This is a genomic window from Peptoniphilus lacydonensis (assembly GCF_900106515.1).
Classification (GTDB): domain Bacteria; phylum Bacillota; class Clostridia; order Tissierellales; family Peptoniphilaceae; genus Peptoniphilus_A; species Peptoniphilus_A lacydonensis.
Genome location: NZ_FNWF01000002.1, coordinates 79,902 through 94,848 on the forward strand (window position 1 = coordinate 79,902; position 14,947 = coordinate 94,848).

Annotated in this window: 13 protein-coding genes; all 13 read left to right on the plus strand. The window is 29.9% G+C overall.

The genetic code is table 11. The features are described from left to right. Nucleotides 1-15 precede the first annotated feature (15 nt). The 13 genes from infB to recA all read left to right on the plus strand — a co-directional run bounded on the left by infB (nucleotide 16) and on the right by recA (nucleotide 14,936). Entirely contained in the window at nucleotides 16-2,259 is a 2,244-nt protein-coding gene (infB, locus tag BQ5450_RS00395; protein ID WP_071125609.1) for a translation initiation factor IF-2, read from the plus strand. Continuing rightward, on the plus strand, nucleotides 2,259-2,612 hold the full coding sequence (gene rbfA / locus BQ5450_RS00400; protein WP_071125610.1) for a 30S ribosome-binding factor RbfA: 354 nt from the start codon (nucleotides 2,259-2,261) through the stop codon (nucleotides 2,610-2,612). Before infB ends, rbfA begins: the two co-directional genes overlap by 1 nt. Continuing rightward, the gene (locus tag BQ5450_RS00405) at nucleotides 2,605-3,582 is read left to right on the plus strand and encodes a DHH family phosphoesterase (protein WP_071125759.1); all 978 of its coding nucleotides are present in this window, start codon (nucleotides 2,605-2,607) and stop codon (nucleotides 3,580-3,582) included. Before rbfA ends, BQ5450_RS00405 begins: the two co-directional genes overlap by 8 nt. After that, the gene (gene truB, locus BQ5450_RS00410; protein WP_010242397.1) at nucleotides 3,579-4,466 is read left to right on the plus strand and encodes a tRNA pseudouridine(55) synthase TruB; all 888 of its coding nucleotides are present in this window, start codon (nucleotides 3,579-3,581) and stop codon (nucleotides 4,464-4,466) included. Before BQ5450_RS00405 ends, truB begins: the two co-directional genes overlap by 4 nt. Beyond that, the gene (locus BQ5450_RS00415) at nucleotides 4,463-5,371 is read left to right on the plus strand and encodes a bifunctional riboflavin kinase/FAD synthetase (protein ID WP_071125611.1); all 909 of its coding nucleotides are present in this window, start codon (nucleotides 4,463-4,465) and stop codon (nucleotides 5,369-5,371) included. The genes truB and BQ5450_RS00415 overlap by 4 nt, the downstream gene beginning before the upstream one ends. Nucleotides 5,372-5,484: 113 nt before the next feature. After that, nucleotides 5,485-5,751, plus strand: a complete 267-nt coding sequence (rpsO, locus tag BQ5450_RS00420; protein ID WP_010242395.1) for a 30S ribosomal protein S15 — start codon at nucleotides 5,485-5,487, stop codon at nucleotides 5,749-5,751. 43 nt (nucleotides 5,752-5,794) lie between these two features. Next, nucleotides 5,795-7,903: a polyribonucleotide nucleotidyltransferase gene (locus BQ5450_RS00425; RefSeq protein WP_071125612.1), complete on the plus strand. Its 2,109-nt coding sequence runs from the start codon at nucleotides 5,795-5,797 to the stop codon at nucleotides 7,901-7,903. 57 nt (nucleotides 7,904-7,960) lie between these two features. Next, nucleotides 7,961-8,392 (plus strand): dUTP diphosphatase, encoded by a 432-nt coding sequence (dut, locus tag BQ5450_RS00430; protein ID WP_071125613.1) that lies wholly within the window; start codon nucleotides 7,961-7,963, stop codon nucleotides 8,390-8,392. 39 nt (nucleotides 8,393-8,431) lie between these two features. Then, nucleotides 8,432-10,786, plus strand: coding sequence for an FtsK/SpoIIIE family DNA translocase (locus BQ5450_RS00435; RefSeq protein ID WP_071125614.1), 2,355 nt, complete (start codon nucleotides 8,432-8,434; stop codon nucleotides 10,784-10,786). Further along, the gene (gene rimO / locus BQ5450_RS00440) at nucleotides 10,779-12,095 is read left to right on the plus strand and encodes a 30S ribosomal protein S12 methylthiotransferase RimO (protein WP_010242388.1); all 1,317 of its coding nucleotides are present in this window, start codon (nucleotides 10,779-10,781) and stop codon (nucleotides 12,093-12,095) included. The genes BQ5450_RS00435 and rimO overlap by 8 nt, the downstream gene beginning before the upstream one ends. After that, nucleotides 12,092-12,625: a CDP-diacylglycerol--glycerol-3-phosphate 3-phosphatidyltransferase gene (gene pgsA / locus BQ5450_RS00445; RefSeq protein ID WP_010242386.1), complete on the plus strand. Its 534-nt coding sequence runs from the start codon at nucleotides 12,092-12,094 to the stop codon at nucleotides 12,623-12,625. Before rimO ends, pgsA begins: the two co-directional genes overlap by 4 nt. Before the next feature lie 8 nt (nucleotides 12,626-12,633). After that, nucleotides 12,634-13,866: a competence/damage-inducible protein A gene (locus BQ5450_RS00450; RefSeq protein ID WP_071125615.1), complete on the plus strand. Its 1,233-nt coding sequence runs from the start codon at nucleotides 12,634-12,636 to the stop codon at nucleotides 13,864-13,866. 2 nt (nucleotides 13,867-13,868) lie between these two features. Beyond that, complete coding sequence (gene recA / locus BQ5450_RS00455) at nucleotides 13,869-14,936, plus strand: recombinase RecA (protein WP_071125616.1); 1,068 nt, start codon at nucleotides 13,869-13,871, stop codon at nucleotides 14,934-14,936. The last annotated feature ends 11 nt before the right edge of the window (nucleotides 14,937-14,947 follow it).

Consider the following 14,947-nt stretch of genomic DNA (forward strand, 5'->3'; position numbering starts at 1 on the left):
GAGGAGGTGTTCAATTTGTCAAAAATTAGAGTTCACGCATTGGCAAAGGAAATTGGTATCAGCAGTAAAGAATTGATTTTAAAATTACATGAACTAGAGATACCAATAAAAAATCATATGTCAACTTTATCAAGTGCAGATGAAGAAAAAATAAGAAATTTATACACAAAAAATTCTTTTGATAAAAAATCTCCTGTAAAGAATAATAATTCTAAAAATAGAGATGAAAATATAAATATTAGAAATCAAGGCAAAAAAAACTCAAAGAACAAAGAAAAGAAAGAAGAAAGAAATTCTTTAAAAAAACAAAAGTCCAAAAACAGCAAAGTAAAAGATGAAAATATTTCTGAATATGAAGATGAAAAACACAACAAATCAAATAATAGAAAGTCTAACAATAACTTTAAAAACAAAAACTCCTACAATAGAGATTTAACTAAGAAAAAACCAAAGAAAAAAGTTAAATCAAAGCATAAATCGGAAGAAAAAAGTGAAGGAGATGATCCTATAAAAGTAATTGCACCAATAACAGTTAAGGACTTTTCAGACCAACTTGGAGTATCTATTTCCACAGTTATTACTAAGCTTATAGGCCTTGGAATAATGGCAAACCAAAATCAAAGTATCGATGAAGATACTTGCATACTTCTAGCAGACGAGTTGGGAATTGAGATTGATATGGAAGAACCAAATCTTGATGAATCGGTTGAAGAAGAATATGGACTTCTAAAAAAAGATAAAGAAAGAGATTTAAAACTCAGACCACCTGTTGTAACAGTAATGGGACACGTTGACCATGGTAAGACTTCTCTACTTGATTCTATAAAATCCACTCATGTTACTCAGTCTGAAGCAGGAGGGATAACACAACACATAGGAGCTTATACTGTTAATTTATCTGGAAAGAAAATAACTTTCTTAGATACTCCTGGACATGAAGCATTTACTTCTATGCGACTTAGGGGAGCTCAAACTACTGATATAGCTGTTCTTGTTGTTGCAGCTGACGATGGAGTTATGCCTCAAACTGTTGAAGCTATTTCTCATGCAAGATCAGCTGACGTTCCAATAATTGTTGCCATAACTAAAATAGACAAACCTGAAGCAAATCCAGAAAAAGTAAAGCAAGACCTTATGAACGAAAACCTCGTTGCAGAGGAATGGGGCGGAGATACAATTGTTGTCGGTGTTTCCTCTAAGACTGGAGAGGGAATAGATGAACTTTTGGAAATGATTCTTTTAGTTGCTGAAATGAAGGAATTAAAAGCTAATCCTAATAGACGAGCTATTGGAACTATAATTGAAGCGAATCTTGACAAATCAAAGGGACCTATGGCGACAATTTTAATTAAAAATGGAACATTGAGGTTTGGAGATTCTATTGTATCAGGCATTTGTTCCGGAAGAATTAGAGCAATGGAAGATGACAAAGGCAAGAAAGTAAAAAAAGCTGGTCCTTCTATGCCAGTTGTCGTCCTAGGTCTTAATGATGTCCCTAATGCAGGAGATACTATTTATGCTGTAAAAGATGATAAAACAGCAAAAGCCATTGCTGATAAAAATGCAGAAATATCAAGAGAAAAAAGGCTTAGTCAAACAACTAAGATAAGTTTAGACAATTTATTCGAAAAAATTAGTGAAGAAGACGTTAAGGAACTAAATATTGTTGTAAAAGCTGATGTAAAGGGTTCTGTTGAAGCATTAAATCAATCTCTTCTTAAACTGTCTACTGAAGAAGTTAAAATTTCTATTATTCACTCCGGCGTAGGAGGAATCAATGAATCTGATGTTACTCTTGCTTCTGCATCAAATGCAATTGTAATAGGTTTTAACGTAAGACCGAATATGAATGCAATAGAACTTGCAAAAGAAGAAGAAGTGGAAATAAGAACTTACAGAGTTATTTATGAAATAATAAATGACATTGAACAAGCAGCAAAAGGTATGCTCGATCCAGATATTGTTGAAGAAATTTTAGGTAGATGTGAAGTAAGACAAACATTCAAACTTCCAAATAATCAAATGGTTGCAGGGGTTTATGTTCTAAATGGAAAGATTTTGAGAAATGCTAAAGTAAAAGTATTAAGAGATGATGTAGTAATTCATGAAGGTGATATTTCATCGCTTAAAAGATTTAAAGATGACGTTAAAGAGCTTGCCCAAGGCTATGAAGGTGGTCTTGTAATTGATGGATTTAATGATATAAAAGAAAATGATCTTTTAGAAGCATATATATTAAAGGAAGTAGAGAGATCATAATGAATAGCAAAAGGATTAATAGAATTTCTGAAGAAGTAAAAAGAACAATTTCAGATATAGTACAAAACGAATTAAAAGATCCAAGGATTCCATCTATAACAAGCATTTCTCATGTAGAAGTTACAAACGATCTTTCCTATGCTAAGGTATATGTATCTGTTCTTGGAAATGATTTTGACAGAGATGAAGCAATAGAAGGGCTTAATTCTGCCAAAGGATTTATAAAAAAGGAATTATCTAAGAAAATAAAATTAAGAGCTATGCCTGAACTTATTTTTATAAAAGATGATTCAATAGAAAAATCCTTAGAACTTGATAAGCTAATTGATGAGGTAAATCATGGAGATGAATAAATTAGATTCTTTTTCTTGTGAATTTAAAGAATTAATTGATAGAAGCGAAAAAATCGCAGTTGCATCTCATTTAAATCCAGATGGGGATAATTTAGGCTCAGTCACAGCAATGGTCGGAATGTTAAAAAAATTAGGGAAAGAGGCTATTTTTGTTCTAGATGACATTATACCAAACTCTTTCAAGTTTCTTCCAAATCTAGGTTCTGCTAAAAATCCCAGGGATTTAAGAGAAGATTTTGACTTATTTATAGCGCTCGATTCCTCTGATTTAAATAGAATGGGTCCTAATGTTTCAAGAATATTTAAAAATTCAAAAAAAACTATAAATATAGATCATCATTTTAGCAATGATAATTTTGCAAGCTTGAATATTGTTGACGATAAATCTCCAGCAACATGCGAACTTCTTGCAAGAATTTTTGAGTCACTGGATTTTGAGCTTAATAAAAATATTGCAACATCTTTATTTACAGGAATTTCTACTGATACTGGTTCTTTTAAATACGATTCTATAAATTCTAATACATTTATAATAGCATCGGAACTTTTTAAATATGACATCAATATAAATGAAATAACTGTAAACATCTATCAAAGTAGAACTAAATCTAAAACAGATTTGTTAATTAAATCAATGAATTCTATTGAATATTTTTGTGATAATAAAATAGCTGTTGTTTATGTCACAAAAGATGATATGACAAAAACAAATGCAGAAAAATCTGATGCAGATGGAATTGTCGAATTTGTTAGAGATATTGATACCGTTGAGCTTGCAGTTTTATTAAAGGAAAAAGATGATTGTATTAGGCTTTCTCTAAGGTCTAAATCAAAAATTGATTGTACTAAAATTGCTTCTCAATTTAATGGTGGAGGTCATGTTAGAGCATCTGGAGGAACTATTAATCATTTAAACTTAGAAAAAGCTAAAAATGATGTAATAGAAGTGGCAAAAAAACAATTATTATGAATGGCTTAATAATTTTTGATAAAGAAAAGGGAATTACTTCTCATGATTTAGTCTACAAAGTTAGAAAAAAGACAGGGATAAAAAAAGTTGGTCATGCAGGTACTCTTGATCCCATGGCAACTGGTGTACTCATTATAGCAATTGGCAAAGCTACAAAAGTGAACGAGTATTTACTTTTAAAAGACAAAAAATATATTGCAAAGATAAAACTTGGAATCTTAACAGATACTTTTGATATAACAGGAAATATTTTAGAGAAAGAAAATGTATCTGTATTAAAAAAAGATATAGAAGAAGTTTTGAAAAGATTTACAGGTAAGATGAGCCAAACTCCTCCAATTTATTCCGCATTAAAAGTTAATGGAAAAAAGCTTTATGAATATGCTAGAGAAGGTAAAGAAGTTAAAATTAAAAATAGAAATATTGAAATTTTTGAAAATAAACTAATTGATTTTAATGGAAAAGACGAGTTTTCTATTGAAATTGAAGTTTCTAAAGGTACCTATATAAGATCAGTTGCTTATGATATTGGAAAAGCAGTAGGGACTTATGGTACTATAACTGAACTAAGAAGAATAAAGAGTGGGAATTTTGATATAGAAAATTCCATAAAAATCTCTGATTTTGAAAATATGAGCTTAGACGAATTAAAATCAAATTTGATTCCCATGGAATTAGCTTTAGAAAATTTAAAAAGAATCGAAATACCAAAAAGCTTTAAACAAAACTTTCTAAATGGACAATTTTACAAGCTACAAGATAAGTGTGAAATTGAAAATTACAGAGTTTATTGTGAAGACTTGTTTTTAGGAATTGGTGAAATTCGAATAGAAAATGGTAGTTTTTTTCTTAAAATGAAGAAAAAATTAATAGGTGATTTATGAGAATAATTGAAATTGATTTAAATTATGTTGCAAGTGAAGAATCAGTAATTGCCCTTGGAAATTTTGATGGACTTCACAAAGGGCATATAGAACTTATAAATAAAGCGATTAAAGATGCACAAAAATTAAATATTAAGTCAAGCCTCTTACTTTTTAAAGAGCACACTGATAATGTTATAAAAGTTGGTAAAAAAGATATACTAACTACAAATAAGACGAAGTTTGAAATACTTGAAAGTCTTGGAGTAGACATAGTTTATTTAATAGATTTTACAAAAGAATTTATGACTTATAGTCCTATTAATTTTTTAAAAGATTTTTTATCTAAAAATCTAAAAATTAAAGGAGTTGTAGTAGGGTATGACTATACTTATGGTTATAAAAAATCAGGAAATATTGATTTTTTAATAAAAAATAAGTATCTATTTGACTCTGTTTATATTGTTGACCAAATAAAATTCAATGGCGAGAAAATCTCATCATCTCATATAAGAGAATTAATTGAAAAAGGAAGAATAGGAGAAGCAAATTTATTGCTTACAAGACCTTATAAATTAATTGGAAAAATTATTCATGCTAAAGGTCTTGGGAAAAAAATGGGTTTTCCAACTGCAAATCTAGAACTAATAGATAATTTTGTAATACCAAAACATGGAGTTTATGATACAAATATCTTAATTGACGGAAAAAAATACAAGGCTTCTACAAATATTGGAACCAATCCAACAGTTGAAAATAATGGAGTAAAAATCGAATCACATATTTTGAACTTTAATCGTGATATATATGGAAAACTTGTTGAACTTGAAATTTTAAATTTTGTAAGACCTGAGCTAAAATTTAATAATGTAGAGGAATTGTTTGAACAAATTGCAAAGGATGTTTTAATTACAAAAAACAGATAACTTTACATTAATATAAATTCATGGTAAGATATATAAGGTTAAATAGCTATTCACAGTTCGACGCTCCTCGACGTGTACTTTGATTAGCTTTATTAAAATTTAGGAGGAAAAATATGTTAGAAAAAGAAATGAAACAAATTATTATTGATGAATTCAAGACTCATGAAGGTGATACTGGATCACCAGAAGTTCAAATTGCAATTCTTACTAGAAGAATTAACGATTTAAATGAACATTTAAGAACTCACAAAAAAGACCATCATTCAAGAAGAGGGCTTCTAAAAATGGTTGGTAAAAGAAGAAATTTATTGAGATATTTAAAAAATAAGGATATAGAAAGATATCGTACACTTATTAAAAAATTACAAATAAGGGGATAATAGGAGCGGTAATTCCGCTCTTTCTTATTAAAAGGAGGAAATAATGGAAAAAGTTTATACAATGGATCTTGCTGGTTCCCAACTAAAGGTAACAATTGGAAAAGTTGCTGAACAAGCAAATGGCGCTTGTTTAGTTCAATATGGAGAAACTGTTGTACTTGTTACAGCCACTTCTTCTTCAAAGCCGAGAGAGGGAATCGATTTTTTTCCTCTAAGTGTTGATTATGAAGAAAAAATGTATGCCGTTGGTAAGATTCCTGGTGGATTTATAAAAAGAGAGGGAAGACCAAGTGAAAAGGCTACACTTTCTGCAAGATTAATTGACAGACCTCTTAGACCTCTTTTCCCTGAAGGATATAGAAATGATGTTCATATTGTTGCAACTGTCCTAAGTGTTGATCAAGATCATTCTCCAGAGATAGCTTCAATGATAGGATCATCCATTGCACTTTGCATCTCAGATATTCCTTTTGACGGGCCTACTGGATCTGTTGAAGTTGGGTTTATTGATGGGAAATATGTTATAAATCCAAGTGAAGAGGAAAGGAATAAATCATTAATTAACCTTTCTCTTTCTGGAACAGAATCTGCAATTATGATGGTTGAAGCTGGAGCACAAGAAGTAAGTGAATCTGAAATGTTAGAAGCAATTTTAGAAGGACATGAAGTCATAAAAGAAATCTGCTCTTTCATTAAAGAAATCACAAATGATATTGGAAAAGAAAAATCAGATTATGAAGTCTTTAAAGCTGATGAAGAAATTGTTTCTAAGGTAAAGGAATATGGACAAGAACTTCTTATAGACGCAATCAGGCAAAAAGATAAAGTTGTAAGAGTTGAAAAAACTAATGCCGCAAAAGAAAATATTCGTGAACATTTTAAGGATTTAATGGAAGAGAATGCAAATGACATTGAAGCGGCCTTAGAAGAAATTGAAGTTACTGAAGTAAGACGCGGCATTTTAGAAGATGAAAGAAGACCTGATGATAGAAAGTTAACTGAAATAAGACCACTTTCATCAGAAGTCGGAATTTTACCAAGAACTCATGGTTCTGGACTATTCACTAGGGGACAAACTCAAGTACTTTCAATTGCAACTTTAGGGGCAATATCTGAAGAACAGGTTATAGATGGACTTGGCGATGATAAACCTAAAAGATATATACATCATTACAATTTCCCTGGGTTTTGCGTAGGAGATACTAAACCATCAAGATCTCCTGGAAGGCGTGAGATAGGACATGGTGCTCTTGCTGAAAGAGCTTTGATTCCAGTAATTCCTGACAGTGAAACTTTTCCATATACTATTAGGGTTGTATCTGAAGTATTATCTTCTAATGGATCATCTTCACAAGCCTCTATATGTGGTTCTACACTTGCACTTATGGATGCAGGAGTTCCTATAAAAGCACCAGTTGCAGGTATTGCCATGGGATTAATAGAAGAAAATGGAATAATAAAAATTTTAACAGATATACAAGGACTTGAAGATCACTTCGGAGATATGGACTTTAAAGTAGCTGGAACTAGAAAAGGTATAACAGCTATTCAAATGGATATTAAAGTTGAAGGAATAAAAAAAGAAATATTAGAAGTTGCTCTTGAAAGAGCTAAGGTTGCAAGATTTGAAATTCTTGATCACATCGCAACTACAATAGAAAAACCAAGAGAAGAACTTTCTAAATATGCACCAATAATTCATATGATTTCAATTGATCCTGAAAGAATTGGAGAAGTTATAGGTGTTGGTGGAAAAATTATAAATAAAATCATCGAACAAACTGGTGTTAAAATCGATATTGATGATGATGGAAGAATTTCCATACTTTCCGATGATGATGATAAGGCAAAAGAAGCGATATCAATTATAGAAGATATTGTTAAGGATATAGAAGTTGGAGAAGTTTACACTGGAAAAGTTAAAAAAATTGTGAAATTTGGTGCTTTTGTTGAAATTAAAAAAGGAACGGAAGGACTTTTGCATATATCAGAAATTGCCCATGAAAGAATAAAAAATGTAGAAGATGTTTTAAAAGTTGGAGATACTGTTGATGTTAAAGTAATAGATATTTCTGATGAAACTGGAAAAATTTCACTTTCAAGGAAAGCTATTCTAAAAAGAGAAGATAGTAAAGAAGAACAAGATAAATAGTATAAAAATTCAGTCGCATTAATATATATTTTAATGCGATTTTTTAAAGGAGATTTTATGAAATTAAAAATTATAAATAAAAGTAAGCATCCTTTACCAGAATATGAAACCTCTGGATCATCTGGCATGGATTTGAGAGCTAATTTAGATGACGAATTAATTATAGAACCTTTTGATAGGGTATTAGTTCCAACTGGATTATTTCTTGAATTTGAAAAGGGATATGAAGCACAAGTAAGAGCTAGATCTGGGCTCGCATTAAAAAAAGGTCTGGGTCTTCCAAATGGAATTGGTACTATTGACTCAGATTACAGAGGAGAATTAAAAATAATTTTAATAAATATGAGTAAAGAAACTGTTGTAATAAAAGATGGGGAAAGAATTGCGCAACTCGTATTTATGAAAATAGAAATCCCAGAAATACAAGAAGTTGAAAAAATAAATAACACCAAAAGAAGTGACGGAGGATTTGGTCACACTGGTCTTTAAGAGCACAAATTGTTATAATATTAATGAGGTGCTATCTTCGTGGTAAAAAACAAAAATGTTAAGAAAAAAAGTACAAAAAAAGTAAAAAAAAGAAATAATCGTTCTAGCAGCACTTCTGGCAAAGAAATTATGGGACTATTTTTAATAGTAATTGGAATAGTATTTTTTATTTCTCTTTACAGTCAGAATATGGGATTAATTGGCAGTTTAATTTATAAATTATTTTCAGTTATAGCTGGTTCTGCAAACTTTTTGATTCCGCTTCTTTTAATCTTTTGGGGTATTCTTTTTAATTTAACTTCTACAAAACTTCATATGAAAAGATATATAACTTGTTCTCTTGTAATATTTTTGTGTATTTTAATCTTTTTAGACGGTTCAAAAGACACAGACATGACTTTAATTGACAGAATTATTAAATCCACTGAATATATGGACATAACAAGAAGCGGAGGAGTCATAGGTGCTATCTTTGGATTTTTTTCATATAAACTTTTAGGGTCACTAGGCACTTATTTAGTTCTTGGAATTATAATTATAGCGTCAATTTACTTTATGCTTAAAATAAATATAGATCAAATAATTATGTTTGCAGAAGATATTGGAGAATATTTTGAGGATAAAAAGAAAAATTTTCAAGAAAAGAAATCTGAAAGAGAGCTAAAACTAAAAGAAAAGCAAAGAAAAAAATTGGAAAAAGAAAAATTAAAAGAAAAAGGGAAAAAAAGAAAAGATTTATCAACTTCTGGAACTAATCATTATAATTCAGAAGAAGAAATTTTTACAGAAAATTTAATTATTAAAGATTATTCTGATGAAAGTATTGAAACTAATAAATTAGGAAGTCGAGAAAATAAGAATGTTGACAACAATTTAACAGATTTTCAAGTATTAGAAATAGAAGATGTCAAAGATACTATAAAAGATGATATAGAAAATAAAAATAAAGAAGAATTTATTTATACTTATCCTGATATTGCATTGCTTGACTTTGCAAAGGTAAAAGGACGATTTTCAAAAAATGAAGTAATTGAAAAGGGAAAAATTATTGAAGAAACAATGAAAAACTTTGGTATTGATGCAAAAGTTGTAGCTATAAATCGCGGCCCTGTAATTACTTCATATGAATTAAAACCAGCTCCTGGAATAAAGTTGTCTAAAATTGTAGGATTAAGTGATAATATTGCAATGGCTCTTGCAAGTTCAGACCTTAGAATTGAAGCTCCTATTCCTGGGAAAACCGTTGTTGGCATAGAAGTTCCAAATAAAGAAAAAGATGCAGTTTCTCTTAGAGAACTAATTGATTCAAGAGAATTTAAAAATATTAAGTCAGAAATTCCACTAACTTTGGGTAAAGATGTTGAGGGAAATATTCTATTGTCGGGAATAGAAGATATGCCTCATCTTTTAATAGCTGGAGCGACAGGTTCTGGTAAATCAGTTTGTATAAATTCAATTATAACTAGCATTATTTATAAATCATCGCCAAAAGATGTAAAACTAATGTTAATTGACCCTAAAGTTGTCGAACTTAGTGTTTATAATGGAATACCTCATCTCTTAATTGATGTAGTAACTAATCCAAAAAAAGCAGCTTTTGCTTTAAATTGGGCTGTTGATGAAATGGAAAAAAGATATGAGTTATTTGCAGAAAATCATGTTAGAGATTTGAAAGGGTTCAATATAAAAATGACAGAACAAGGTAGGGAAGATGAAAAATTACCTAAAATTCTGATTATAGTAGATGAACTTGCTGATCTTATGATGGTGGCGTCAAAAGAGATAGAAGAATATATTGCAAGACTTGCACAGAAAGCAAGAGCCGCCGGTATGCATTTAATTTTGGCAACACAAAGACCTTCAGTCGATGTAATAACAGGTACAATAAAAGCAAATATTCCTTCCAGAATTGCTTTTGCTGTGGCATCTTCTGTTGACTCCAGGACTATCCTAGATATGGGAGGAGCTGAAAAACTCTTAGGCAAGGGGGATATGTTATTTTATCCTAGTAAGTACCCTAAACCAAAAAGAATTCAAGGTGCTTTCATAAGTGATGCTGAAGTTGAAAGAGTTGTAGATTTTGTTAAAAATAATAATCAAATAAAAAACAACGTGGAATCTAAAATTGAAAAGGCAATTGAAAACAAAAAAGTTAAAATTGATGATGATAAAGATCCTCTTTTCAAAGAAGCCGTTGAACTTATAATTAATGATGAACAGGCATCTATATCTTATATACAGCGAAAATTAAAAGTTGGATATTCAAGAGCTGGAAGAATTGTAGATCAAATGGAAGAAATGGGAATAATTGGTCCTCATGAAGGATCAAAGCCTAGAAAACTTTTAAAAACTAAGGATGAAATAGAAATAATTTTAGGTGATAAAGATGAATAATGTGCATATAGTTACACTCGGATGTTCAAAAAATGAAGTGGATTCTTCTATGATGTATTCTCTTCTGAATAGAGATAAATATAAAATGGTAAATAATCCAAATGATGCTGATATATTGATAGTAAACACTTGTGGATTTATTGATGCTGCTAAGGAAGAATCTATTGACACTATTTTGGAATCTATTGAATATAAAAAAAGTGGAAAGTGCAAAAAAGTTCTACTTTCTGGTTGTTTGGCACAAAGGTATCCTGAAGAACTCTTGAAAGAAATACCTGAAATTGATGGAATTATTGGGACTGGTAACATAAATTATATTAATGAACTTTTAGATAGAAGTCTTAAAGGAAATATTTTTGTAAAAACTGACAATTTAAATTCAGCATATATTGAAGGTGTTAAAAAAGAGATTGTTAATATTACAGAATATGTAAAAATATCTGAGGGATGTAACAATAATTGTTCTTATTGTATAATTCCATCACTTCGAGGGAAGAATAGATCTCGAAAAATTGAAGATATTTATTCCGAAGTTGAATACTTAGTAGAAAAAGGTACAAGAGAGATTATTCTAATAGCACAAAATACTACTGATTATGGTATTGATCTTTACTCTAAATATTCTCTTGCAAAATTAATTAAAGAAATTTCTAAAATAGAAAATCTAAAATGGATAAGAGTTATGTATTTATATCCGGATCATTTTACAGAAGATTTAATTGAAGAATTTAGAGATAACGAAAAGCTTTTAAAATATGTCGATATGCCATTACAACATATTTCCGATAATGTTTTAAGAAATATGGAAAGAAAAACTAATAAAGATCATATAATAAAAACAATTAATGAATTGAGAAAATCAGTACCAGAAATTATAATAAGAACAACACTTATTGTCGGATTTCCAGAGGAAAGTGACAATGATTTTAAAGAATTAGTTGATTTTGTAGAAAAAACAAAATTTGATAAATTAGGAGTTTTTGAATATTCTAAGGAAGAAGGGACAAAAGCTTCACTTATGAGAAAACAAATAGATGAAAATACTAAAAAAACTCGAAAAGAAGAAATAATGTATATTCAAAGTGAAATTTCAAGAGAACTACTTTCTAAAAACTTAGGTAAAAATTTAGAAGTTTTAATAGAAGAAAAAATTGATGAAAATAATTATGTTGGAAGAACATACATGGATGCACCAGAAATTGATGGAGTTACCTATGTTTTTTCAGATAAGAATTTAGAAATTGGAAATTTTATAAATGTAAATATTGTAGATACTTTAGATTATGATTTAGTAGGTGATGTAATATGAATACTCCAAACAAATTGACACTTTTGAGAACTCTTATGGTTCCTATTTTTATAATATTTATGTATTTAGATTTTAATGGTTCAAGAATAATTGCAACTTTAATATTTGCGATTGCTTCTTTTACAGATTTTTTAGATGGATACCTTGCAAGGCGTGATAATTTAGTAACTAATTTTGGAAAATTTGCAGATCCTCTTGCTGACAAAATTCTTGTATGCTCCGCAATGATTATGCTTGTTAGTTTTGATGAGATACCTGCATGGGCAGTAATTATAATAATTGCAAGAGAATTTACTATAACTGGTTTTAGGATTATAGCTGCATCAGAAAATATTACGATAGCTGCAAGCCCCCTTGGAAAATTTAAAACTGTTACTCAACTAATTTCTAATATTTTACTTTTAACGGGAGTTCAATCTCTAAGACATACAGGAATGGGTATATTTTATTTAGCAGTTATTTTTACAGTAATATCCGGAGCAGATTATATTATTAAGAATAAAAAAGTTCTTGATTTGGATAATATTTAAGGTGATTTATGAAAGCTTCAATATTGACAATAGGAAAAGAGATTTTAATAGGATCTATTTTAAACTCAAATTCAAAATATATATCGGAAAAATTAACAGATATCGGAATAGAAATTATTAGACAAGTTTCTGTTGATGACAACTTAGATGAGATTGTAAGAGAACTAAATTATTGCACTAAAAATTCTGATTTAATAATTATTAGTGGAGGTCTAGGTCCAACTGAGGATGATATTACAAAAGAAGCAGTGGCAAAATTTTTAAATAGACCCATCTATGTAGATGAAGAAGAAAAATTGAAAATGGAAAATAGATTCTCAAAGTATAGAAGTACAATGACTCCTAATAATTTAAAACAAGTTATGTTAATTGAAGGCTCTGAAAAAATTGAAAACAATTGGGGTGTTGCTCTAGGAGAATCTATTGAATTTGAAGGTAAAAAAATAATTTTATTACCTGGTCCGCCTAATGAAATGGAACCTATGCTTGACTTTTATCTTTCAAATAAATCTTTTACTGAAGATAATATAATCGTAAAATCAGTAGACATTATTGGTCTTGGAGAGTCTATAATAGAAGATAGAATTAGAAAAATGAACTTTGACAGAAATGTAAGTATAAATACATTTGCTCACGGAACTTACACAGAAGTCAAAATAATTGGAAAAGATAAAGAAAAAGACATTTTAACTACATCAATTCAAAAAGTTGTAGAATCCCTTTATTCTGAATTTAATACTCATGTATATTCTGAAAATAATGAAGATGTATCTGAACAAATTGTTAGAATTTTGAGAAAAAATAATTTAAAAATTTCCTTTGCAGAATCAATTACTGGAGGAATGCTTAGTTCAGCAATAACTGATATAAGTGGGGCTTCAAAGGTCATGGAAACTTCTTTCGTTACTTATTCTAATGATTCAAAAAATAAAAATCTCTCTGTTCCTACAAAAACTTTAAAAGAGCATGGTGCCATTAGTTATGAAACAGCTTATGAGATGGCAAAAGGAATAAAAAATAAATCTGGATCTAATATAGGTGTTGCAACAACTGGAGAGGCTGGGCCAAACTCTTCTGAAACTGAAGTTGGAAATGTATATACATGTATTTATTTTTCAGATGATGACTATTATGTTAAACATTATTTTTTTAATGGAGATAGAAATAAAATAAGAATGAGCACTGTGAATAGAGTATTATCACAAATACTTTTTGTTCTTAGAAAAAATTTTAAGGAGTAAATATGAAAAATAATAAAATTGATAACGAAAAACTAAACAAAGAAAAACAAGATGCTCTACACAATGTTTTATCAAAAATTGAAAAACAGTATGGTGAAGGATCTGTCATGATTCTTGGAGATGATGTGAGGCTTGATATTGATTCTATACCAACAGGCTCTCTCGCTCTAGATATAGCTCTTGGCATAGGTGGTATTCCAAAGGGAAGAATTATTGAGATTTATGGACCAGAATCTTCTGGAAAAACTACTTTAGCTCTTCATATGCTTGCTGAAGCACAAAAAATGGTGGGAACTGGAGCCTTTGTAGACGCTGAACACGCACTTGATCCTGGGTATGCAAAAAATTTAGGTGTAGATATTGAAAATTTAATTATTTCACAACCAGATACAGGAGAACAAGCTCTAGAAATTACAGAAGCTTTGGTTAGATCAAATGCTGTTGAATTAGTAGTTATTGATTCTGTTGCAGCACTAGTTCCTAAGGCAGAAATTGATGGTGAAATGGGTGCAACACAAATAGGTCTTCAGGCACGACTTATGTCTCAAGCACTTAGAAAACTCACTGGAGCAATTAATAAGTCTAAATGTACTGTAGTTTTTATAAATCAACTTAGAGAAAAGGTTGGAGTAATGTTTGGCAATCCTGAAACTACAACAGGTGGAAGAGCTTTAAAATTTTATTCTTCAGTTAGACTTGACATTAGAAGGTCAGAAAACATAAAAAAAGGTGACGAAATAGTTGGAAATAGAGTTAGAGTAAAAGTTGTAAAAAATAAAATTGCTCCACCATTTAGACAAGCGGAATTTGATGTAATGTATGGGAAAGGTATTTCAAAAACAGGCAATATTTTAGATGTAGCTGCAGAAGCAGATATAGTAAAAAAAGCTGGAGCTTGGTATTCTTACGAAGAAGAAAGGCTTGGACAAGGAAGAGAAAATGCAAAAGATTATTTAGAAGAACATCAAGACCTTTTAGATGAAATTGAACATAAAGTGAGAGTTCATTACAATTTATTAGATGATGAAAATGATGAAACTGCTTCTGAAAATTTTCTAGATGGTGAATAAGGCGTGATTTC